This is a genomic window from Streptomyces sp. DvalAA-14, assembly GCF_900091855.1.
Taxonomy (GTDB): Bacteria; Actinomycetota; Actinomycetes; order Streptomycetales; family Streptomycetaceae; genus Actinacidiphila.
On sequence record NZ_FMCH01000388.1, the window covers coordinates 127,308 to 148,926 of the forward strand.

19 protein-coding genes are annotated in these 21,619 nt (G+C 72.1%); 13 read left to right on the top strand and 6 right to left on the bottom strand.

Annotated elements, in window-relative coordinates:
* Positions 1-32: 32 nt before the first annotated feature.
* The gene (locus GA0115240_RS20415; protein WP_093738272.1) at positions 33-956 is read right to left on the bottom strand and encodes a metallophosphoesterase; all 924 of its coding nucleotides are present in this window, start codon (positions 954-956) and stop codon (positions 33-35) included.
* A 131-nt stretch (positions 957-1,087) separates the two neighbouring features.
* On the opposite strand from GA0115240_RS20415, the gene GA0115240_RS20420 reads away from it, so the two are divergent.
* Positions 1,088-1,549, top strand: a complete 462-nt coding sequence (locus GA0115240_RS20420) for a GatB/YqeY domain-containing protein (RefSeq protein WP_093738274.1) — start codon at positions 1,088-1,090, stop codon at positions 1,547-1,549.
* Positions 1,550-2,005: 456 nt separating this feature from the next.
* Here the strand turns inward: GA0115240_RS20420 and GA0115240_RS20425 are convergent, their stop codons facing one another.
* Positions 2,006-4,393, bottom strand: coding sequence for a transglycosylase domain-containing protein (locus GA0115240_RS20425; protein ID WP_093738276.1), 2,388 nt, complete (start codon positions 4,391-4,393; stop codon positions 2,006-2,008).
* Positions 4,394-4,776: 383 nt separating this feature from the next.
* On the opposite strand from GA0115240_RS20425, the gene GA0115240_RS20435 reads away from it, so the two are divergent.
* Complete coding sequence (locus GA0115240_RS20435) at positions 4,777-5,109, top strand: WhiB family transcriptional regulator (RefSeq protein WP_093738278.1); 333 nt, start codon at positions 4,777-4,779, stop codon at positions 5,107-5,109.
* Positions 5,110-5,190: 81 nt separating this feature from the next.
* Here GA0115240_RS20435 and GA0115240_RS20440 read toward each other — a convergent pair whose 3' ends face one another.
* Together GA0115240_RS20440 and GA0115240_RS20445 are read right to left on the bottom strand one after the other, a co-directional pair.
* Positions 5,191-6,564: an ArsA family ATPase gene (locus GA0115240_RS20440; RefSeq protein ID WP_093738280.1), complete on the bottom strand. Its 1,374-nt coding sequence runs from the start codon at positions 6,562-6,564 to the stop codon at positions 5,191-5,193.
* Positions 6,561-7,823, bottom strand: a complete 1,263-nt coding sequence (locus GA0115240_RS20445) for an ArsA-related P-loop ATPase (protein WP_093738282.1) — start codon at positions 7,821-7,823, stop codon at positions 6,561-6,563. The genes GA0115240_RS20440 and GA0115240_RS20445 overlap by 4 nt, the downstream gene beginning before the upstream one ends.
* 289 nt (positions 7,824-8,112) lie before the next feature.
* On the opposite strand from GA0115240_RS20445, the gene GA0115240_RS20450 reads away from it, so the two are divergent.
* The 5 genes from GA0115240_RS20450 to GA0115240_RS20470 all read left to right on the top strand — a co-directional run bounded on the left by GA0115240_RS20450 (position 8,113) and on the right by GA0115240_RS20470 (position 11,948).
* Positions 8,113-8,274: a DUF4177 domain-containing protein gene (locus tag GA0115240_RS20450; protein WP_093738284.1), complete on the top strand. Its 162-nt coding sequence runs from the start codon at positions 8,113-8,115 to the stop codon at positions 8,272-8,274.
* Entirely contained in the window at positions 8,271-8,738 is a 468-nt protein-coding gene (locus GA0115240_RS20455) for a RidA family protein (RefSeq protein WP_093738286.1), read from the top strand. Before GA0115240_RS20450 ends, GA0115240_RS20455 begins: the two co-directional genes overlap by 4 nt.
* A gap of 233 nt (positions 8,739-8,971) precedes the next feature.
* Positions 8,972-9,862, top strand: coding sequence for an NUDIX hydrolase (locus GA0115240_RS20460; RefSeq protein WP_176725122.1), 891 nt, complete (start codon positions 8,972-8,974; stop codon positions 9,860-9,862).
* Complete coding sequence (locus GA0115240_RS20465) at positions 9,859-10,701, top strand: MBL fold metallo-hydrolase (protein WP_093738288.1); 843 nt, start codon at positions 9,859-9,861, stop codon at positions 10,699-10,701. Before GA0115240_RS20460 ends, GA0115240_RS20465 begins: the two co-directional genes overlap by 4 nt.
* Positions 10,698-11,948: a cytochrome P450 gene (locus tag GA0115240_RS20470; RefSeq protein WP_093738290.1), complete on the top strand. Its 1,251-nt coding sequence runs from the start codon at positions 10,698-10,700 to the stop codon at positions 11,946-11,948. Before GA0115240_RS20465 ends, GA0115240_RS20470 begins: the two co-directional genes overlap by 4 nt.
* Positions 11,949-12,085: 137 nt before the next feature.
* On the opposite strand, the gene GA0115240_RS20475 is transcribed toward GA0115240_RS20470, so the two are convergent.
* The gene (locus GA0115240_RS20475) at positions 12,086-12,916 is read right to left on the bottom strand and encodes a diacylglycerol kinase (protein ID WP_256069902.1); all 831 of its coding nucleotides are present in this window, start codon (positions 12,914-12,916) and stop codon (positions 12,086-12,088) included.
* A gap of 134 nt (positions 12,917-13,050) precedes the next feature.
* On the opposite strand from GA0115240_RS20475, the gene GA0115240_RS20480 reads away from it, so the two are divergent.
* Positions 13,051-14,334, top strand: coding sequence for an adenylosuccinate synthase (locus tag GA0115240_RS20480; RefSeq protein ID WP_093738292.1), 1,284 nt, complete (start codon positions 13,051-13,053; stop codon positions 14,332-14,334).
* A 77-nt stretch (positions 14,335-14,411) separates the two neighbouring features.
* On the opposite strand, the gene GA0115240_RS20485 is transcribed toward GA0115240_RS20480, so the two are convergent.
* A complete protein-coding gene (locus GA0115240_RS20485) occupies positions 14,412-16,142 on the bottom strand; it encodes a serine/threonine-protein kinase (protein ID WP_093738294.1) in 1,731 nt (576 codons plus the stop codon).
* A 178-nt stretch (positions 16,143-16,320) separates the two neighbouring features.
* Here GA0115240_RS20485 and GA0115240_RS20490 point away from each other — a divergent pair, with 178 nt between their 5' ends.
* The 5 genes from GA0115240_RS20490 to GA0115240_RS20510 all read left to right on the top strand — a co-directional run.
* Positions 16,321-17,007, top strand: coding sequence for a GntR family transcriptional regulator (locus tag GA0115240_RS20490; RefSeq protein WP_176725123.1), 687 nt, complete (start codon positions 16,321-16,323; stop codon positions 17,005-17,007).
* 53 nt (positions 17,008-17,060) lie between these two features.
* Positions 17,061-17,717, top strand: a complete 657-nt coding sequence (locus GA0115240_RS20495) for a hypothetical protein (protein ID WP_093738314.1) — start codon at positions 17,061-17,063, stop codon at positions 17,715-17,717.
* Positions 17,718-18,004: 287 nt separating this feature from the next.
* Positions 18,005-19,024: a phosphate ABC transporter permease subunit PstC gene (gene pstC, locus GA0115240_RS20500; RefSeq protein ID WP_093738296.1), complete on the top strand. Its 1,020-nt coding sequence runs from the start codon at positions 18,005-18,007 to the stop codon at positions 19,022-19,024.
* Between the two features lie 7 nt (positions 19,025-19,031).
* Entirely contained in the window at positions 19,032-20,243 is a 1,212-nt protein-coding gene (pstA, locus tag GA0115240_RS20505) for a phosphate ABC transporter permease PstA (RefSeq protein ID WP_202451563.1), read from the top strand.
* Positions 20,243-21,619: phosphate ABC transporter substrate-binding protein PstS (locus tag GA0115240_RS20510; protein WP_093738299.1), on the top strand; the 1,377-nt coding region annotated here is incomplete at its 3' end. The genes pstA and GA0115240_RS20510, both read left to right, overlap by 1 nt.

Below are 21,619 nucleotides of genomic sequence, written 5' to 3' on the forward strand. Positions count from 1 at the left end.
TTTCGCGGGGGGTGGGGATGGGGGGTGGGGGGTCAGGTGAGGGTGAGGAGGGTGGCTTCGGGGGGGCAGGCGATGCGGATGGGGGTGAAGCGGTTGGCGCCGCAGCCGGCGGAGACGTGGAGGAAGGAGGTGGAGCCGGTGGCGGTGTGGGTGGAGAGGCCCTTGACGCGGTCGGTGTCGAGGTCGCAGTTGGTGACGAGGGCGCCGTAGAAGGGGAGGCAGATCTGGCCGCCGTGGGTGTGGCCGGCCAGGATCAGGGGGTACCGGTCGGCGGTGAAGGCGTCCAGGACGCGCAGGTAGGGGGCGTGGACCAGGGCCAGGTTGAAGTCGGTGTCCGGGTCGGGACCGCCGGCCACCGCGGCGTAGCGGTCCCGCTTGATGTGCGGGTCGTCCAGGCCGGTCAGGCCGAGTACCGGGCCGTGGTCGAGCTTGATCCGGCCGCGGGAGTTGCTCAGGCCGACCCAGCCTGCCGCGTCGAAGGCATCCCGCAGATCGCCCCAGGGGTTGCGGATCACGCCGTGCGCCCCGTGGTTCTTGCCGTTCAGGCCGTGCTGGCCGCGGGCCTTCTCGCTCAGGTAGCGGGCCGGGTTGCGGAACCGGGGCCCGAAGTAGTCGTTCGAGCCGAAGACGTACGTGCCGGGGAACTCCATCAGCGGGCCCAGCGCGTCCAGCACCTCGGGGACGGCGGTGGGGTCGGAGAGGTTGTCCCCGGTGTTGACCACCAGGTCCGGCCGCAGGCCCGCCAGGGACTGGATCCAGCGGCGCTTCTTCTTCTGGCCGGACACCATGTGGATGTCCGAGAGCTGCAGGATCCGGATCGGTCGCATTCCCGGCGGCAGCACCGGTACCTCGATGCGGCGCAGGCGGAAGGACCGCGCCTCGAAGCCGGCCGCGTACGCCACGCAGGCCGCGCCAGCTGCCGTCACACCCAGGGGGATTCCGTATCGCGCGCGCATGTGCCCATCGTGTCAGAGTCCGGGCGCCAAGACGCGCGAGGGCGCCCGCGCTGCCCGTGCCCAGCCCCGGCGTTGGAGCGGCGGCGTTTAATGCGCCGCGCCGGCGTCCCCGGGGTGCGAAAATTCACGGCATGACCACGACCAGCCTCAAGCAGCGACTGCAGAACGACCTCAACGCGGCGATGAAGGGCCGGGACGAGTTGCGCCTGGCCACGCTCCGCCTCACGCTCACCGCGATCACCAAGGAGGAGGTTGCCGGGACCACCGCCCGGCAGCTTTCCGACGACGAGGTGCTGAAGGTGATCGGCCGGGAGGCGAAGAAGCGCCGCGAGGCGGCGGAGGCGTTCGCGCAGGGCGGTCGTACGGATTCGGCGGAGCGGGAGAAGGCGGAGGGCGAGGTGCTGGCGGAGTATCTGCCGAAGCAGCTCACCGATGCGGAGCTGTCGGAGATCGTCCGGAGCGCCATCGCCGAGAGCGGCGCGGACGGGCCCCGGGGGATGGGCGCCGTGATGAAGGTCGCCGGTCCCAAGGTGGCGGGCCTCGCCGAGGGCGGCCGGGTCGCCGCCGAGGTCAAGCGCCAGCTGGCGGGCTGACGGCCCGGGGTCCGGACCCGGGGCCAGGGTCCGCGAGGTGCCCGGGGGGTCCACCGGCCGCGGGCGCGCTCCCGGGTGCTCCGGCTGCCCGCGTGGCCCCGGCCCCGGCCCGGTGAGCCCGGTTCGGCTCCCGGCCCGGCCCGGCCGTCCCCGGTGAGCCTGCCCCCGGCCGGCCTCCCGCTCACCGTCGCGCCCACTCGCGCACGCCTGACGCGCCCCCGCACACGCGTAAGGGGCACCCCTCATACCGGGGTGCCCCTTACCTTCGTCTGCGCCGAGCCGCCTACGTAGAACCCGTCGGGCCCCGAGCCCGTCTATCCCGAGCCCGCCCACGCCGACCCGCCCACGCCGACCCGCCCGCGCCGACCCGCCTACCTGGAACCCGCCCGCGCCGACCCGCCTACCGAGAACCCGTCCGCGCCGAACCCCCACCCGGCCACAGCTTCCCGCGTCCCCCTACGGCCCGACCCCCGCGTTCGATCCGCCGCTCGGCAGCAGGATCGGCGGGATGCTCGGGCCGCCGGGGCCGCCCCCGGTGCCCTGCGTCGTGCCGCCGGTCGTTGTGCCGCCCGTGGTGCCGCCGCCGGTGCCGCCGGCCACGCCGCCGATCACCCCGGTGGTGGTCCCCATCGTCGTGACGCCGCCGTTCGTCGCACCGCCCAGGCTGTGGCGGTGCTTGCCGTCGTCGCCCGGCGTGGCCGTACCGCCCGGGGGCGCCGGGCTGTTCGGGTCGGCCGGGTTGGTGGGCGGCGGGGTCTGGTTCTCCTGGGCCTTGTCCGGGATGTTGAGCGGGACGGTGATGAAGTCCAGCACCGGCTTGCCCTTGAGAGCGCCGGATACGGCGTCCTTCCAGATCGGCGCGGGGCCGGTGGCGCCTTCGACCTTGCCGTAGTGGCGGGGGCCGATGGTGATGTCGGACATGTGCAGGCGGGTGCCGTTCTTGCCAGCGCCGTTCGGGTCGCCCATCCAGACGGCGGCGGCGACGTTCGGCGTGTAGCCGGCGAACCAGGCGTCCTTGCGGTCGTCGGTGGTGCCGGTCTTACCGGCGGTGGGCCGGCCTTCGAGGTTGGCCGCCGTACCCGTACCGTCGTCGACCACGCCTTCGAGCATGGTGTTCAGGGTGTCCGCGGTGTCCGTCGACATCGCCCGCGAGCAGAGCGACTTGGGCACCGTCAGGTGCTTGCCGGCCGAGTTGGTGACCGAGTTGATCACGACCGGCGTGCAGTAGACACCGCGGTTGGCGAAGGCGGCGTACGCGGCGGACACCGTCAGCGGCGACAGCTCGTTGGTGCCGAGGGTCAGCGACGCGACCGGCTTCAGCGCGGTGCCGTCGGCGCGGGTGACGCCCAGCTTGGCGGCCATGTTCAGTATCGGGCAGAGCCCGACGTTCTGCTCCAGAGCCACGAAGTAGGTGTTGATCGACCGCTTGAGCGCCTCGGGCATCCGGAACGGACCGACCTCGCTGGTCATCTCGTTCTGGGTGCCCTGCCCGTTCGGCGGGATGACGGTCCCACCGCACGTCGTCACGGTGGGGTAGGGCAACTTGTACGGCGCCGGGTACTGCTGGGTCGGCTTGAAGCCGGCCTCCAGCGCCGCGGCCGCGGTGATCGGTTTGAACGTCGAGCCGTTGGCGAATCCGCCGCCGCCGCCCATGTCGGCGTCGACCGAGTAGTTGATCTCGGTTTCGTTCTTGCCGGAGCCGTACGGCTTGCTCTGCCCCATCGCGAGGACCTTGCCGGTGCCGGGCTGCACCATGGTCATCGCCGCGGCGATGTCGTCGGTCTTGTAGACGTGCTTGTTGATCCCCTTCAGCAGGGAACGCTGCGACTTGGGATCGAGGGTGGTCGTGATGGTCAGGCCGCCGGTGTTCCAGAGCTTGGCGCGTTCGTCCTTCGTCTTCCCGAAGGCGGCGTTCTCCAGGAACGTGTGCTCGACGTAGTCGCAGAAGAAGCCGGCGCCGTTGACCGCGGTGATGCAGCCGCTCTTGGGGGCGCTCACCTTGAGGCCCAGCGGCGCCTTCTCCGCGGTGGCGGCCTGCGCCGCGGTGATGTCCTTGAGCTGCGCCATCCGCGCGAGCACGGTGTTGCGCCGCTGGAGCGCCTCCTGCTCGTCGCTGATGGGGTCGTAGCGGCTCGGCGACTGGACGAGGCCGGCCAGCAGCGCGGCCTGGTCGAGGGTGAGGTCGGCGGCGTGCCGGCTGAAGTAGCGCTCGGAGGCGGCCTCGATGCCGTACGCCTGCTCGCCGAAGAAGGTGATGTTGAGGTAGTTCTCCAGGATCTTCTTCTTGCCGAGTTCCTTCTCGACCTGGATCGCGTACTTCATTTCCTTGATCTTGCGCCCGACGGTCTGCTGGGTGGCCTGGGCGACCTTGGTCGCGTCGTCGCCGGCCTCCTCCACGAAGACGTTCTTCACGTACTGCTGGGTCAGCGTGGAGGCGCCCTGGGTGTCGCCGGTGGAGGCGTTGTTGCTCATCGCGCGCAGGATGCCCTTGACGTCGAGCGCGCCGTGCTCGTAATACCGCGCGTCCTCGATGTCCACGATGGCCTGCAGGATGTTCGGGCTCATCTTGGTGATCGGGACGACCGTGCGGTCGCGGGAATACACGGTGGCGATCAGGCCGCCGTTGGCGTCGAGGATCCGGGACGCCTGGCTCAGCGGGGGTTGCTCCAGCTCACCCGGGAGATGGTCGAAGCCCGCGGCGGTGCCCTTTGCGGACAGGCCGAGGGCACCGGTGGCCGGCAGGGCGATTCCTGCCAGGACGACACCGGCGAGCACGCTGACACCGAGGAACTTGGCGGCCTGCTGGGCCGTCGACAGCCCCCCGCCCGAACGCTTGTGGACCATGAAGGCAGCCTACGTTGCGATTCACCGGACGTGCGCCCATCTGTTCGTTACTCTGTAACAGACAGGGCGCGATCGTCGTGCGCGTCTCTGCCTCCCGTTGTCACTCTTGTGAGTGATGAGAACTGTCCGAATTTCGGCATATGCCCAGAGATTTGAGCGTCTCGGGCGACGAACTACCCGCATTCGTCCCGTAAGTCCGAATTCGATCACCGTCACTCCGGTGGGTGATCTACCGCGCACCCATAGTCCATTCGGGCCATGCAAGATTGGGCCTGAAAGGGCTGTTGCGTCGCGCCTACCTTCCGTAACGTCCCAACTGGCAGCGGTGAATATGCCGTTTGCCGCCGTGGGGGAGCCTCGATTCGGGAGAGGACGGCGCCAGCATGAGCAGCTGGGTAACCGACTGGAGCACGCAAGCGGCGTGCAAGACGACGGATCCGGACGAACTCTTCGTCCAGGGCGCGGCCCAGAACAGGGCCAAGGCGGTGTGCACCGGCTGCCCGGTGCGGACCGAGTGCCTGGCCGACGCGCTCGATCACCGGGTGGAGTTCGGTGTGTGGGGGGGAATGACAGAGCGTGAACGCCGGGCGCTCCTGCGCCGCCGTCCGATGGTGACCTCCTGGCGGAGGCTGCTGGAGACGGCACGCACGGAGTACGAGCGCAGCACAGGACTGCTGCCGCTCGACGACGAGGACGACTACGCGGTGGCCGGCTGACCCGCCGACCCGCGTCCACTGCTTTCGCGGACTCCGCCGAACGGGATCCCGGCTGACCGGAATCCGCGAAACAGCAGGAGGTCAGGCTGCGGCCGGCTGACCCGCCAGCCGCAGGCCGATCATCCGCAGCCCGTCGAGGTCGTGCACGTCGCCGGGGAGCGCCGTCACGTCCACCATGGGAACTTCCGGGTGCACGGACACGAAGCGGTCGCGCGTGCGTCGTTCACGCGCGACGACCTGCATGCGCTCGGCGTGCAGACGCAGCAATCCGGCAGTGAGCCGTTCCGTACGGGCCTGCCGGTCTCCTTCCGTACGGTCCTGGTGTTCCTGGGTGCCGTCGGCGCTACCTCGGACAGCATTCCCGGGTGACGGATCGACCATGCGGCCGGTACCAAGATTTTCGGCGGTGTCGCCTTCGTCACGGCCGTGGTCTTCGTCACGGGCGCCGTCCTCGTCGAGGGCGTCGGCCGCTTCGGCTGCCGCGTCGGCCGCGGCGTCCTCCAGTGCCTCGGCCGCGGCGTCCTCCAGCGCCTCGGCCGCGGCCAGCGCGCGCTCGGCGGTGAGCCGGTCGGCGCCGCTGCCGTGCACCCGGTTGAGCACCAGGCCGGCCAGCGGCATGTCCTCGGCGGCCAGCCGCTCCACGAAGTAGGCCGCCTCGCGCAGCGCGTCCCGCTCCGGCGCGGCCACCACCAGGAAGGCGGTGCCCGGCGCCTGGAGCAGCCGGTACGTGGCGTCGGCGCGGGTGCGGAAGCCGCCGAACATCGTGTCCATCGCCGAGATGAAGGTCTGCACGTCCCGCAACAGCCCGGCGCCCATCACCTTGCTGAGCGTGCCGGTCATCATCGACATGCCGATGTTGAGCACCTTCACGCCGGCCCGCCCGCCCACCTTGGCCGGGGCCATCAGCAGCTTGATGAAGCGGCCGTCCAGGAAGGAGCCCAGCCGCTTCGGGGCGTCCAGGAAGTCCAGCGCGCTGCGGCTCGGCGGGGTGTCGACGATGATCAGGTCCCACGCGTCCTGCGCCCGCAGCTGGCCGAGTTTCTCCATCGCCATGTACTCCTGCGTGCCGGCGAAACCGGCGGACAGCGATTGGTAGAAGGGGTTCTCCAGGATCGCCCTGGCCCGTTCGGCGTCGGAGTGCTGGACCACGACCTCGTCGAAGGTCCGCTTCATGTCGAGCATCATCGCGTGCAGGGAGCCGCCGGCCGACCGATCAATTCCGGCCACCTCGCGCGGCGTGTTGTCGAGTTCGGTGAGCCCCATGGACTGGGCGAGGCGCCGGGCCGGGTCGATGGTCAGTACGACGGCGGTACGGCCGCGCTCGGCGGCGCGCACACCGAGCGCCGCGGCGGTGGTCGTCTTGCCGACGCCGCCGGAGCCGCAGCACACGATGATGCGGGTCTTGGGGTCGTCGAGCAGCGGGTCGATGTCCAGCACGGGGCTCTCCAGGCTCACTGTCGGTCCTCGTCGTCCGGGTCGGCCGGGTCGTCCGCGTCGCTGTGGCGGGCGGAGTCGCGCAGGTCCTCCGTGTCGTCCAGGCCGCTGTCGGCGCCGTCGGGGCGGCCCGCCGGCCGGGTGAACACCGTCGCCTGCTTGCGCAGGCTCTCGGCGAGCCGGTAGAGGCCGCCCAGATCCATGCCCTCGCCGAACAGCTCCAACTCCCGGACCGGCAGCCCGAGCCCGGCGATCTCGGCGCGCTGCTCGCGCTCCAGCACCACCCGCTCGGCGTGCTCGTGCGCCTGGGCCAGCAGCGGGTCGACGAGACGTTCCGCCACACCGCCGCGGCGGGCGCCGCCGAGGCCGGCCTGGGACAGCGCCTTGGCGACGGCGGTACGGCGCTTGGCGGCGGAGCCCGTTCCGTTGCCGTTGCCGCTCCCGTTCTTCGTGGGCTTCGCGGTCTTCGCGGTCTTCGAGCCGGAGCCGTTCCTGGCGCCGGCCGCGGCATCAGCGCCGCTGCCGCCCACCGTGTTGGCCGTCGGGTCGCGGAACTCCGCCAGTTCGGCGTCGGCGAGCAGCACCGGGCGCACCATGTTGACGATCACCGCGCCCACCGGCAGCCCGGCCCGGCGCAGCTCGGCCACGCCGTCCATCGTCTCCTGGACCGGCATCTCCTCCAGCAGGGTGACCAGGTGGATCGCGGTCTGCGGGGACTTCAGCACCCGCATCACGGCCTGGGCCTGGTTGTGTATCGGACCGACCCGGGCCAGGCCGGCGACCTCGTCGTTGACATTGAGGAAGCGGGTGATCCGGCCGGTGGGCGGGGCGTCGAGCACCACCGCGTCGTAGACCGGCCAGCCGGCCTTGTCCTTGCGGCGTACCGCCTCGCACACCTTTCCGGTGAGCAGGACGTCGCGCAGGCCCGGGGCGACGGTGGTGGCGAAGTCGATCGCGCCGAGCTTCCTGAGGGCGCGGCCGGCCCGGCCGAGCTTGTAGAACATGTCGAGGTAGTCCAGCACCGCCTGCTCGGCGTCGATGGCCAGCGCGTGCACCTCACCGCCGCCGGACGCGGAGGCGATCCGGCGTTCGGTGTACGGCAGCGCGTCGGTCTCGAAGATCTGTGCGATGCCTTGGCGCTCCTCCACCTCGGCCAGCAGCACCCGGCGGCCTTCGGCCGCGAGGGCGAGCGCGAGGGCGGCGGCGACCGTGGTCTTACCCGTGCCGCCCTTGCCCGTCACGATGTGGAGCCTGACGGCAGATGACTGTTGAGGGCTCACCCTTCCGAGCCTAACCACTCGACGGCCCGGCTACTCCGCTGGCCGTCCGGTTGGGGCGGCGCGCGGGGTAGCCCGAGGGCTGCCGGGAGGCGGGCGCGGGTTCACGCGTGGGTGATCCGCGAGTGGTCCGGCGAGGGTTCGCGGGTGGTAAGTGCGTGCCCCGGGAACGGCCCCGGGAACGGCCTTGGGGAGGGCCGCGGGGGCGGCCTTGGGGAGGGCCGCAGGGCGGGTCCGCGAGTTGTCCACAGGGGGCGGACGGGGGTGGCTGAGGAGGCACTACAGTCGCCGTATGGCAAAGAAGTGGGAATACGCGACGGTGCCGCTGCTCGTGCACGCGACGAAGCAGATCCTCGACACCTGGGGTGAGGACGGCTGGGAGCTGGTGCAGGTCGTGCCGGGGCCGAATTCGGAGCAGCTGGTCGCGTACTTCAAGCGGGAGAAGCAGGCATGAGCGGGGCGGTCGAGGCGCGGCTGGCCGAGCTCGGCATCACCCTGCCGGAGGTGGTGCCGCCGCTGGCCGCCTACCAGCCGGCCGTGCGGTCCGGGGCGTATGTCTTCACCGCCGGACAGCTGCCGATGGTGGACGGCAAGCTGCCCGCCACCGGCAAGGTGGGCGCCGAGGTCACCCCCGAGCAGGCGAAGGAGCTGGCGCGCGTCTGCGCGCTCAACGCCCTGGCGGCGGTCCGTTCCGTGATCGGCGATCTCGACCGCATAGCCCGCGTCGTCAAGGTGGTCGGCTTCGTCGCCTCCACCCCCGATTTCACCGGCCAGCCCGGGGTCGTCAACGGAGCGAGTGAGCTGCTCGGCGAGGTGCTCGGCGAGCGGGGCGTCCACGCCCGCAGCGCGGTGGGGGTGACCGTCCTCCCGCTGGACGCCCCGGTGGAGGTCGAGATCCAGGTCGAACTGACCGACTGACCGACTGACCGGCTGACCGACGGGACTCACGGACTGACGCACTGACCCGTCCGGGCGCGTCCCGCCGCGCGGGGCACGCACCCCTGGGACCCGGGGGCCGCGGGGCGTTCGGGTGACCGGCCCGGGACCGCGCCGGGCTGGTGCCGGCCGGTGCGGGCCACTGCGGCCGGGTGCGCCGCCTGCGCGGGGGCGGGGCTACCCCGCGGTCGAACAGACGCCGTAAAGTCCGGGCCATGACCTCGATGGACGGTGGCGGTGTGGCCGCGGCGTGGCCCGAGCGGATTCGGGCGCTCCGGGACGGGGAGCTGGTGCCGGCGGCGCCGCGGCGGGCGGCCACCGTGCTGCTGCTGCGGGACGGGCGGGACGGGCCCGTGGTGCACATGCTGCGGCGCCACGCCGGGATGGCTTTTGCCGCGGGGATGTACGCCTATCCGGGTGGCGGGGTGGACCCGAGGGACGAGCGGCCGGTGGGCTGGGCCGGGCCGGGGCTCGATACGTGGGCCGCCGCCCTCGGGGTGGCGCCGGCGCACGCGCAGGCGGTGGTGTGCGCGGCGGTGCGGGAGACGTTCGAGGAGTCCGGCGTGCTGCTCGCCGGGCCGGACGCATCGGCCGTCGTCGCCGACACCACCGGCGAGGACTGGGAGGCCGACCGGACCGCCCTGGTCCGCCACGAGCTGGCCTTCGCCGACTTCCTGGCCCGCCGCCACCTCGTGCTGCGCTCCGACCTGCTCGCCCCCTGGGCCCGCTGGATCACCCCGGAGTTCGAGGCGCGCCGCTACGACACCTGGTTCTTCCTGGCCCTGCTCCCGGCGGGCCAGCGCACCCGGGACGTCTCCGGCGAGGCCGACCGCACCGCGTGGCTGCGCCCCGCCGAAGCCGTCGCGGGCTACGACCGCGGCGAGCTGGTCATGCTGCCGCCCACCGTCAGCACGCTGCGCGCCCTGCTCCCGTACGGTGCCGCGGCCGACGCCCTCGCCGCCGCGCCGGGCCGTGACCTCAGCCCGGTGCTGGCCCGGGCCGAGGTGGGCGAGGACGGCAGCGTCGTGCTGAGCTGGCCGGGCCACGACGAGTTCACCCAGGTCTTCCCGGCCGGGCCGGACGCGTCGCGGGAGGAGGTCCGATGACCGGGCCGACCCCACCGCCGCCACCCGGCCGGCCCCGCTCCCCGGTCGGTGGCCGGGCCACCGACCGCGCGCGGTGCGTACTGGCCCCGAACCCCTCGGCGATGACCCTGGACGGCACCAACACCTGGATCGTCGCCGAGCCGGGCTCCCGGCTTGCCGTCGTCATCGACCCCGGCCCGCTGGACGAGGCGCACCTGGCGAACGTGGTGGCCACCGCCGAGCGCGCGGACCTGCGGATCGCCCTGACCCTGCTCACCCACGGCCACCCCGACCACGCCGAGAGCGCCGCCCGGTTCGCCGAGCTGACCCGTACCCCGGTGCGCGCGCTGGACCCGGCGCTCCGGCTCGGCGACGAGGGACTGGTCGCGGGGGACACGGTGACCACCGGCGGTCTGGAGCTGCGAGTGGTGGCCACCCCCGGGCACACCGCGGACTCGCTCTCCTTCCACCTGCCCGCCGACGACGCGGTGCTGACCGGCGACACCGTGCTGGGCCGCGGTACCACCGTGGTGGCCCACCCCGAAGGCCGGCTCGGCGACTACCTGGACTCGCTGCGGCGCCTCCAGGCGCTCACCGTCGACGGCGGCGTGGACACGATCCTGCCCGGCCACGGACCGGTGCTCGCCGACGCGCGCGGCGCCGTCGAGTTCTACCTCGCCCACCGCGCGCACCGCCTGGCGCAGGTGGAGACCGCCGTCGAGCAGGGGCTGGGCAGCCCCGCCGAGGTCGTCGCCCACGTCTACGCCGACGTGGACCGGGCGCTCTGGCCCGCCGCCGAGCTGTCGGTCCTCGCCCAGCTCGACTACCTGCGCGAACACGGACTGATCGAGACACCATGACACCCACCTCGGCCGCGCCGTCGTCGGCCACCCCGCCCGCCGCCTCCTTCGACCCGTGGTCCGCCGCTTTCGTCGCCGACCCGTATCCCGCCTACGAGGAGTTGCGCGCGGCCGGGCGGGCGCATTTCTTCGAGCCGACCGGGCAGTGGCTGATCCCGCACTACGACGACGTGAGCGCGCTGCTGCGCGACCGGCGCCTGGGCCGCACGTATCTGCACCGCTTCAGCCATGATGAGTTCGGCCGCCAGGGCCCGCCGGCCGGGCACGAGCCCTTCACCACGCTCAACGGCAACGGCCTGCTCGACCTGGAGGCGCCCGCTCACTCCCGGGTCCGGCGGCTGGTCGCCAAGGCGTTCACACCGCGCACGGTGGAAGCGCTGGCGCCCACCGTCGAACGGCTGGCCACCGAACTCGTCGCCGCCTTCCACGCCGACGGCGGCGGCGATCTGCTGGCCCGGGTCGCCGAACCGCTGCCGGTCGCGGTGATCGCCGAGATGCTCGGCATCCCGGCTGCCGACCGCCCGCTGCTGCGGCCCTGGTCGGCGGCGATCACCGGCATGTTCGAGCTGAATCCCAGCGCGGCGGCCGCGGCCGCCGCGGTCCGGGCCAGCGAGGAGTTCTCCGGCTACCTGCGGGAGGTGATCACCGCCCGCCGCGCGGATCCCGGCGAGGACCTGATCAGCGCGCTGGTCGCGGTGCAGGACCACGGGGATGTGCTCAGCGAGCAGGAGATGGTCTCCACGATCGTGCTGCTGCTGAACGCCGGCCACGAGGCCACCGTGAACACCACCACGGTCGGCTGGCTGACCTTGTTCCACCACCCGGACCAGCTGGCGCTGCTCCAGCGGGAGCCCGGGCGGCTGCGCGACGCGGTGGAGGAACTGCTGCGCTACGACACCCCGTTGCAGATGTTCGAGCGCTGGGTGCTGGACGACATCGAGGTCGGCGGCACCCGGGTCCCGCGCGGCTCGGAAGTCGCCCTGCTCTTCGGCTCGGCCAACCGCGACCCGGCCCGCTTCGATTCACCCGGCCGTTTCGACATCACCCGCCCCGCCGACGGCAACCGCCACCTGACCTTCGGCGCCGGCATCCACTACTGCCTGGGCGCCCCGCTGGCCCGCCTCGAACTGGCCGCGTCCTTCGGCGCCTTCCTGCGGCTGGCCCCCGGCCCGAAGCTGCTCGCCGAGCCGGACTGGCGGCCGGGCTACGTCATCCGGGGCGTCGAGGAGCTGCGGGTCGGCTGGTGACGGCCGCGCCCGCGGGCAGCGTCGGCCACGGCCCCCCGCCCAGGCCGGCAGCCGGGCCGGCAGCCGGGCCACGACCCGCTGCTGGGACCCCTGCCGCGACCGCCAGGTGGGACCCCGGGACCCCCTCCCGCGACCCCCTACCGCGGCACCGTCAGCCGCCACGCGGCCGGTTCCACCGTCCAGGTCCGGGTCCGTACCGGCCCGGTGATCGCCGAGTCCGCGCGGTAGCGGAAGTCGCGGCCGGAGACGGTGATCGTCCGGGCGCGGGCGCTCACCTGTGCCGGGGCGTCGTGAGTGCGGCGGACCGAGATCTCGGCCAGGCCGGTGGGCGCGCAGCGGACCGACACCTCGTGCACCGGCTCGTCCAGATCCGCCAGCAGCACCCCGTCCGCCTCCACGCGCAGCCGCTGAAGACGCGGCGGCTGGTGGCCGTTGACCGGGATCGGCGAGGTCAAGGTGCGTACCAGGGAGCGGGCGGTCTTCTCCACCGGGGTCCACCAGTGCGCGCCGCTGTGGGCCTGCGGCATGCCGCACGGGATGCTGAGCGCGCCCAGCACGATGCCGCCGATGTCGTCCACCAAAAGGTCCAGATCGCGCTCGATGCCCTCCAGCACCGCCCGCGCGGCGGCCGGCACCCCGTCGGGCACCCCCAGCGCCCGGGCCAGCGCCGAGCGCGGCCCGATCGGCACCAGCGATACCGGCGCCTCCCGCAGCGAGCGGTCGCGGTGCATCGCGCTGATGGTGCGCAGCAGCGCCGCGTCGTCGCCGAGCACCACCGGGTGCCGTCTGCCGCGGTGCGCCAGCGCCCGCTCCACCTCCTCGGCGGAATCCGGGAAGACGATCTTCACGGAACCCGCGCCCGCGCACAGCACATCCTTGGCGATCCGTACGGATTCGCCATCAGTTGCGCGTGCCGCGGGGTCGATGACCACGAGCAGGGGATGCCCGGCCGGGGCTTGAGCCGACACCTTGGTCCTTCCTCAGGTAAAATCTCGGTGCAAGAGCCCCTTGCGCCTTTGCGTCAGGGGCTTCGTCTATTCCGGGGCAGGTTCGACGGCTCTCTGCACGTTGGACATGCCCCGCCCGGAAGGGGTGTACGCCTGTGCCCGCACTTGTGCTGCTCGGTGCTCAGTGGGGTGACGAGGGCAAGGGGAAGGCCACCGACCTGCTCGGCGGCTCCGTGGACTACGTGGTCCGCTACCAGGGTGGCAACAATGCCGGCCACACGGTCGTGGTCGGTGACCAGAAATACGCACTGCATCTCCTCCCGTCCGGAATCCTGTCACCGGGCTGTGTGCCGGTCATCGGCAACGGCGTGGTGGTCGATCCGGCGGTCCTGCTCTCCGAGCTGAGCGGGCTGAACGAACGCGGCGTCGATACCTCCAAGTTGCTGATCAGCGGTAACGCCCACTTGATCACGCCCTATCACCAGACCATCGACAAGGTGACGGAACGCTTCCTGGGCAAGCGCAAGATCGGCACCACCGGGCGCGGTATCGGGCCGGCCTACGCGGACAAGATCAACCGGGTCGGTGTCCGGGTCCAGGACTTGTTCGACGAGTCGATCCTCCAGCAGAAGGTCGACGCGGCGCTGCAGGACAAGAACCAGATCCTGGTGAAGATCTTCAACCGGCGCGCGATCAGCACCCAGCAGATCGTGGAGGAATACCTCGGATACGCCGAGCGGATCAAGCCCTTCGTCGCCGACACCGGACTGATCCTGAACAACGCCCTCGACGAGGGCAAGGTGGTGCTGATGGAGGGCGGTCAGGGCACGCTGCTCGATGTCGACCACGGCACTTATCCCTTCGTCACGTCGTCCAACCCGACCGCGGGCGGCGCCTGTACGGGCAGCGGTATCGGCCCGACCAAGGTCACCCGCGTGATCGGCATCCTCAAGGCCTACACAACGCGTGTGGGCGCCGGGCCGTTCCCCACCGAACTGCTCGACGAGGACGGCGAGAAGCTCCGTACCATCGGCCACGAGTTCGGTGTCACCACCGGGCGCAACCGGCGCTGCGGCTGGTTCGACGCGGTCATCGCCCGGTATGCCACCCGGGTGAACGGCTTGACGGACTTCTTCCTCACCAAGCTGGACATCCTCACCGGCTGGGAGCAGGTCCCGGTGTGCGTCGCCTACGAGATCGACGGCCGCCGGGTCGAGGAACTGCCGTACAGCCAGAGCGATTTCCACCACGCGAAGCCGATCTACGAATTCCTGCCCGGCTGGTCGGAGGACATCACCAAGGCGAAGAGCTTCGCCGACCTGCCGAAGAACGCGCAGGGTTATGTGAAGGCACTGGAGGAGATGTCCGGGGCGCCGATCTCGGCGATCGGCGTCGGCCCGGGCCGCAGCGAGACGATCGAGATCAACTCGTTCCTGTGAGATACGGCGCCGTGCGGGGCGGCCCGGTGAGGGTCGGCTGACGCGGTGCGGGCCCCGCTCGTACGGGCGGGCGGGGCTCACATCTTCCGGTAGGTGAGCCCCGCCAGGTCGCCGGACACATTGGTACGGCGCAGGTGGGCCGGGTCGATCAGGGTCAGTGTGGTGGCCTCGCCCGGTCCGCAGGAGGCGGCCGGGCCGCTGGTCAGCGTCGAGGGGCTCAGCTTGACCGGCGGTCCGGGGGAGGTGACCCGCATCGACCAGGAGCAGTCGTAGCCGTCCCCGGTGCCGAGCAGTTCGACCGAGCCGTCGGCGTGGATCTTCAGCGTCCGGCTGCTCTCGTCGCCGGTGCTGCTCGGGAGCGTGGTGTGCCAGGTCCCGACCATGCCGGCCGGCAGCAGGCCGTTCGCCCCGGTGGCATCGGCCGGCGGGCTGGTCGGTGGGGTGCTCGGCGGACTCGTCCGGGACGCCGGACCTCCCGGCCCGGCGGTGGACGGCGCCGGGCCCCTGGGGTCCGCACTGTCGAGCCGGCCCTCCCGCATGGCCACATAGGCGGTCGTGCCGGCCGCGATCACCGCGAGCAGCGCCAGGACGGCGACGAGCGTTCCGCGTCGGCCCTTGCGTACCGGCGGTCCGGACGGGGTCCCGGCTTCCGGGCGGGACACGGGGAAGAACGGCGGCGCGGCCCGATGGCCGGGCAGGTCCTGCTCGGCGGGCGGCGGGGGGACGTAGGTCGGCGAGTAGTCCGCCGCGGGCTCCGGCGGCGGGCCGGGCACCTGCTCTGCCGGGCCCGAAGGCGCCGGGCCCGAAGGCGCGCCCGAAGGCGCAGGACCCGATGGCGCCGCGCCGGCCGGGACCACCGGCAGCGAGCCCGTCTCGGCGGCCTCCAGCTCCAGCAGCCGCACCACCTCCCGCCCCAGCCTGGCCACGATCGCCCCGGGCAGCCACGGCTCGTCGGCGGCGGACGGGGCCGCCGCGCCGGTGGCGCCGTCCCCGTCCGTCCCCAGCAGCTGCCGTACCCGCTCCAGTGAGGGCCGGGCCGCCGGCTCCTTGACCAGGCACGCGGCGACCAGTTCCCGCAGCCCGTCCGGTACGGCGTCCAGGTCCGGGGGTTCCTGCACGATGCGGAACATCTGCGCGTGCACCCCGCTGGCTGCCGCGCCGAAGGGCTGCAGGCCGGTGGCCGCGTAGGCCAGCACCGATCCGAGGCAGAAGATGTCGCAGGCCGGGGTGACCCGGTCGCCGCGCACCTGCTCGGGGGACATGAAGGCGGGGGAGCCGACCATGGCCCCGGTGTAGGTGAGCGCGCCGTCCGCCACGGTCTCCAGCGCGCGGGCGATGCCGAAGTCGATGACCCGGGGACCGTCGATGGTGATCATCACATTGGACGGCTTGAGGTCGCGGTGCACCAGGCCGGCCCGGTGGATGTCGGCCAGCGCGTGGGTCAGGCCCGACGCCAGCACCCGCACCGAGGACTCCGGCAGCGGCCCGTACTCGGTGGCGACGATCTGCTGCAACGACGAGCCGGCCACGTATCCGGTGGCGACCCAGGGCACCTCGGCCTCGGTGTCGGCGTCCAGCACCGGCGCGGTCCAGGCGCCGCCGACCCGGCGGGCGGCGAGCACCTCGCGCCGGAAGCGGGTGCGGAACTCGTCCTGCTCGGCCAGTTCCGCGCGCACCAGCTTCACCGCGACCGTGCGACCGCGCTCGGACCGGGCCAGGTACACCCGTCCCATGCCCCCGGTGCCGAGCCGGCCGAGCAGCCGGTAGGCGCCGATCCACCGCGGATCATCCGCCCTCAGCTCGTCCATCGCATGTCCCGCCCGGCCTTTCGCTCGCTCGTGGGGCGAACTCGTACGGCGAAGAATAGGCGTATGAACGCCAAGCGGTCAGTGGTGGTCGAAACCGGAAGGCGGCCTCGACGGCCCGCCCTCGCCTAAGGTGTCCGGGGCCAGACGTGTGTACGACCGGCGAGACGAGGAGACGGGCATGCCGCTGGGCGGCGCAGCGCGGGTACGGCGCAGCAGCCTGCGCCAGCAGATCGCCGATGCCCTGCGGGAGGAAGTGCTCACCGGCCGGCTCCGGGCCGGCCGCCACTTCACCGTCAAGGAGATCGCCGACACCTACGAGGTGTCCGCCACGCCGGTGCGCGAGGCGCTGGTGGACCTGGCCGCACAGGGGCTGCTGGAGATCGAGCAGCACCGCGGCTTCCAGGTGCGGCGGCTGACCCCGGCCGACTTCCGCTCGCTGACCGAGGCCCGTGTCTTCGTGGTCGAGGCCCTGTTCCGCGCGGTGGCCGAGGACGGCATGGGGGACCTGCCGGCCGACGCGATCGCCTCGGTGCGCCGCCGCGCCGAGGCCGCCGCCCGCGCTGCCCGGGCCGGTGTGCTGGACGTACTGATCGGCTGCGACCTGCGGTTCTGGCGGGAGCTGGCGGCCATCGGCGGCAATCCGCACATCTGCGAGTTCCTGGACCGGGTCCGTACCCAGACCTGGATCTACGCGGTCCCGCACCTGCGGGCGCTGCAGGACCTGTCGGGGGTGTGCTGGTCGGACCATGTGGCGCTGGTGGAGGCGGTCGCCGCCCGCGACGCCGGGACCGCCCGCGAGCTCACCTTGGAGTACAACGAGCACACCCGCGCCCTGATCGAGAAGCTCGCGCCCGCACGGTCCTGACGTGACCGCCCCGGTCGAATTACGCTGTACGCCCCCGACCGGATGGAGTGTTCGTGGCCTGCGACTTGTGGCTGGTGCCGCTCGTGGACGTGCTCTGCCACAGCCCGGAAAACCCGTTCTCCGAGGAACTCGCGCGTTACGACAAGGCGTTGAGTGACGCGGGACAGCCGCCCGTCCCCGTCTACAGCTACATGCCCGGGCTGTCGGGGGATGTCGGGCCGGTCGCCTGCTTCGACTACGACGCGCTGCACTTCCTGCGGCGGGCCTATCTGCTCAGCCTCCAGGGCCTGGAAGTCACCCCGGTGGACGCGCTCGGCGGCGACTACGAGCAGCTGCTGGAGATGTTCGAGCCGACCGCGCAGCGCTCGCACCTGGTCTGGCACTACGACCACGCGGGCGCGTATGTCCCGCTGGACTTCCCGCAGCCGGTGGTCAACGACGAGCTGCTGGAGAGCGGCGGCCCGCTGGGCTCCAGCCACGGGCTGCTGCGGGAGCTGGAGTTCGTCGCCCCCTCGATCGGCATCGACCCGGCCAACCCGCCGGCCGCCCCCGCGCCGCCGGACCGCCACACCACGCTGGAGGAGCCGGCCGTGCTGCCGCCGGCGGCCGCCCCCGGCAGCCCGTTCGCGCGCGAGCACCACGTCTGGCTGGGTCTGCACGCGGCGGCCACCCGGTCGCTGGGCCAGGGATCGATGATCGTCTTCAGCTAGGCCCTGTCCGGAGGGGTCCACCGGCCGGCACCCGCCAAGCGCCCTGCCGGGGCCCGGTCCGGGGCGCGTTCGGGGCGCGGCCGGGCCGTATCGGACCGGTCGGGGGCGCCGCACGGCCCCGGCATGTCGTCTCACAGGGTTCACACGTCACAATCGCCACCCGCTCATGTGCTGTTTGCCGAATGGACGCCCCGGCAGGGATGTTCCGGCATTGAACCGGCATTTGAATCTCCCCCTGACGGCGCAAGCTTGCGATGTGGGCGCCCGAGACCTAGGGGGGTCCTCGAATGGCGTCCGCAGAAGCGGGGTCGGGCAGACCGGCGAGCGGTGACGACGTACCGCGCGAGCTGGTGGCCACCCGCGGCCTCGGCGACCGGATCTTCCGGCTCCAACTGACGGCCACCGGCACCGCGGTGCTTGCCATCATGGCCGCCGTCGGGCTGTTCCTGCTGCTCAGGGCGACCCAGGCGCTGCGCGCGACCGGGTTCTCCTTCCTGACCACCTCCCAGTGGCAGCCGGACGTCCACCACTTCGGCATCGCCGCCGTGCTGACCGGGACGGTGCTGATCGCCCTGGTCGCGGTGACACTGTCGCTGCCGCTGGCGCTGGGCACCGCGCTGTTCATCACCGATGTCGCGCCGCGCCGGCTGCGCCGGACGCTGATCGCGCTGGTCGACCTGATGGCCGCGGTCCCGTCGGTGGTCTACGGCCTGTGGGGGCTGTTCTTCCTGCAGGCCCGGGTGATCGGCCTGTCGCGCTGGCTGTCCGACTGGTTCGGCTGGATACCGCTGTTCAAGGTCGACGGCACCCAGCCCGGTTCGCCGCTGGCCTCGGCGAGCGTGTACACCGCCTCCACCTTCGTGGCCGGCATCGTCGTGGCCCTGATGGTGGCGCCGATCCAGTGCTCGGTGATGCGCGAGGTCTTCGCCCAGGCACCGGCCGGCGAGCGCGAGGGCGCCTACGCGCTGGGCGCCACCCGATGGGGCGTCATCCGTTCGGTGGTCCTGCCGTACGGGCGCGGCGGGCTGATCGGCGGCACCATGCTGGGGCTCGGCCGGGCGCTCGGCGAGACCATCGCCGTCTACCTGATCATCTCGCCGGTCTTCACCATTCAGCCGCACATCCTGCAGACCGGGTCCAACTCGGTCTCCTCGCTGATCGCGCTGCACTACGGCGACGCCTCCGACTTCGGCATGTCCGCGCTGATGGCGGCCGGTCTGGCGCTGTTCGTCCTCACCTTGGTGGTCAACTTCACCGCGTCCTCGATCGTGGCGCGGTCCCGGTCCGGCGCGCAGAGCGAGGCATGAGATGACCGTGATCGACAAAGCCCCGGCCGCCCCGGTGCCCGCTGCCAACGACCCGGTGGCACCCGAAGTCCCCGATGTGCCGCGCCGGATCGGCGGGCTGTCCCGGACCGGGGTGCTGTCGCTGCTGGGCGCGGCGACGTCCGCGCTGTGCGTGACCTTGCTGCTGTTCGGCGAACTCGCCCCGCTGTCCGGCCCACTGGGCTTCACCGTCACCTGGTACCTGGTGTTCCTGGCCGGATACGCGATGCTCGTCGGGCTCGACGAGGACGGTCCCGCGGTCCGCGACCGGGTGATGACCGTCGTGCTGTGGTCGGCGGCGACGGTGCTGTTCGCCGCGCTGGCGCTGGTGGTGGGATTCACCCTGTGGCGCGGGCGGCAGGCACTGCCGCACGGCAACTTCTTCACCCAGGACATGCAGAAGGCCGGTCCGCTGGACCCGCTGTCGGTCGGCGGCATCGCGCACGCGATGCTCGGCACCCTGCTGATGATCGTGATCGCGCTGGCCATCACGGTGCCGCTCGGCCTGACCTGCGCGGTGTACCTCAACCAGACGCCGGGCCGCTACGCGCGTTTCGTGCGGACCGTGGTCGAGGCGATGACGGCCCTGCCGTCCATCGTGGCCGGCCTGATGGTCTACGCGACCTGGATCCTCATCCTCGGGCAGCAGAAGTCGGGCCTGGCCGCCGCGTTCGCGATCAGCCTGATGATGCTGCCGATCGTGATCCGGGCCGCGGACGTGGTGCTGCGGCTGGTGCCGGGAACGCTGCTGGAGGCATCCGAGGCGCTCGGCGCCCCGCGCTGGCGGGCCGTGTGGCATGTCGTACTGCCCACCTCCCGCTCGGGGTTGGCGACCGCCGTCATCCTCGGCACCGCGCGCGGCATCGGCGAGACCTCGCCGGTACTGCTCACCGCGGGCTTCACCGCCGCGCTCAACGGCGACCCGACCCACGGCCCGATGGTCTCGCTGCCGCTGGCCGTCTTCACCTTCGTCAAGTCACCGGAACCGGCGATGATCGCGCGCGGTTTCGGCGCGGCCGCGGTGCTGATGGCCCTGGTCCTGGTCCTGTTCGCGGTCGCCCGCGTCCTCGGCGGGCGCGGCCCCGGCCACCAGTCCCGGCGGCAGGCGCGGCGTACCGCGCGCGCCTCGCGCCGGGACGTCTCGCGCTTCGCCGACCTGCACGCTCCCGCCCTTCCCCTGCCCGACGGAGAGAACGCCTGATGCCGCTCAACACACCCGGCGGCGCCCTGCGGCGCGCGCCCGCCCTGGAAAGCCGGGCCCGCCTGGTCCTGGCGCTGCTCACCTTGTTCGGCACCGTGCTGCTCGGCCCGGCCGCCACCGCGGCCTCCGCCGACCCGAGTTACACGCCGATCTCCGGCGCCGGTTCGACCTGGGCCGAGAACGCGGTGGACGAGTGGCGCCGGGACGTCACGCAGTACGGGATGCGGATCAGCTACTCCGGCACCGGATCGTCCGACGGGCGGCGGCAGTTCCTCAACGGCACGGTGGACTTCGCGGTCAGCGACATCCCGTTCCAGACGCACCCCACCGACGGGTCGGCGCCGGAGAACCCGGCGTCGGGCTCGTACGCGTACATGCCGATCGTGGCGGGCGGCACGGTCTTCATGTACCACCTGACCGTCGGCGGCAAGGCGGTGACCAATCTGCGGCTGTCCGGGGACGTGGTCACCAAGATCTTCACCGGCGTGGTCAAGTTCTGGGACGACCCGGTCATCAAGGCCGACAACCCGGGCCTGCAACTGCCGCACCGCTCGATCGTGCCGGTGGTGCGCTCCGACGGCTCCGGTTCGACCGCCCAGTTCACCATGTGGATGGCCGACCAGCACAAGGCGCTGTGGAACGCGTACTGCGGCAAGGTCGGCCGGGCCGGGGCGTGCGGCGCGACCTCGAACTACCCGACGCTGTCCGGGATGATCGCGCAGTCCGGCGACCTGGGCGTGGCCGGCTATGTGGCGCAGGGCTACGGCGAGGGCGCGATCGGGTACGTCAACTACTCGTACGCGCTGAACGCGCACTTCCCGGTCGCCAAGATCCTCAACCACGCCGGCTACTACACCGAGCCGACCCCGCAGAACGTGGCCGTCTCGCTGCTCAAGGCGAAGATCAACACCAACAAGGACTCGCCGGACTACCTGACCCAGCAGCTCGGCGCCGTCTACACCGACACCGACCGGCGCAACTACCCGCTGTCCAGCTACTCGTACATGATCCTGCCGCTGAAGGTGCAGGGGACCTTCACCGCCACCAAGGGCAAGACGCTCGGCGCGTTCTCCTACTACTTCATGTGCCAGGGCCAGCAACAGGCGCCGTCGCTCGGCTACTCGCCCCTGCCGATCAACCTGGTGCAGGCCGGTCTCGACCAGATCCGCCGGATCCCCGGCGTGCAGACGCAGTCGATCGACATCAAGCACTGCAACAACCCGACCTTCAGCCCCGACGGGCACAACAGGCTGGCGCAGACCGCGCCGTACCCGAAGCCCTGCGACCGGCAGGGCGCCGCGCCCTGCCTGACCGGCACCGGCGGCGCCACCAACGCCTCGGCCGGCGGCGGGAAGGGCGGCTCCAACGCGACCTCG

What these genes read in the sequence shown, in the direction of transcription:
- GA0115240_RS20415 (WP_093738272.1), bottom strand. Translation starts at nt 956, where the DNA reads ATGCGCGCGCGATACGGAATCCCCCTGGGTGTGACGGCAGCTGGCGCG.
- GA0115240_RS20420 (WP_093738274.1), top strand. Translation starts at nt 1,088, where the DNA reads ATGACCACGACCAGCCTCAAGCAGCGACTGCAGAACGACCTCAACGCG.
- GA0115240_RS20425 (WP_093738276.1), bottom strand. Translation starts at nt 4,393, where the DNA reads ATGGTCCACAAGCGTTCGGGCGGGGGGCTGTCGACGGCCCAGCAGGCC.
- GA0115240_RS20435 (WP_093738278.1), top strand. Translation starts at nt 4,777, where the DNA reads ATGAGCAGCTGGGTAACCGACTGGAGCACGCAAGCGGCGTGCAAGACG.
- GA0115240_RS20450 (WP_093738284.1), top strand. Translation starts at nt 8,113, where the DNA reads ATGGCAAAGAAGTGGGAATACGCGACGGTGCCGCTGCTCGTGCACGCG.
- GA0115240_RS20455 (WP_093738286.1), top strand. Translation starts at nt 8,271, where the DNA reads ATGAGCGGGGCGGTCGAGGCGCGGCTGGCCGAGCTCGGCATCACCCTG.
- GA0115240_RS20460 (WP_176725122.1), top strand. Translation starts at nt 8,972, where the DNA reads ATGACCTCGATGGACGGTGGCGGTGTGGCCGCGGCGTGGCCCGAGCGG.
- GA0115240_RS20465 (WP_093738288.1), top strand. Translation starts at nt 9,859, where the DNA reads ATGACCGGGCCGACCCCACCGCCGCCACCCGGCCGGCCCCGCTCCCCG.
- GA0115240_RS20470 (WP_093738290.1), top strand. Translation starts at nt 10,698, where the DNA reads ATGACACCCACCTCGGCCGCGCCGTCGTCGGCCACCCCGCCCGCCGCC.
- GA0115240_RS20485 (WP_093738294.1), bottom strand. Translation starts at nt 16,142, where the DNA reads ATGGACGAGCTGAGGGCGGATGATCCGCGGTGGATCGGCGCCTACCGG.
- GA0115240_RS20490 (WP_176725123.1), top strand. Translation starts at nt 16,321, where the DNA reads ATGCCGCTGGGCGGCGCAGCGCGGGTACGGCGCAGCAGCCTGCGCCAG.
- pstC (WP_093738296.1), top strand. Translation starts at nt 18,005, where the DNA reads ATGGCGTCCGCAGAAGCGGGGTCGGGCAGACCGGCGAGCGGTGACGAC.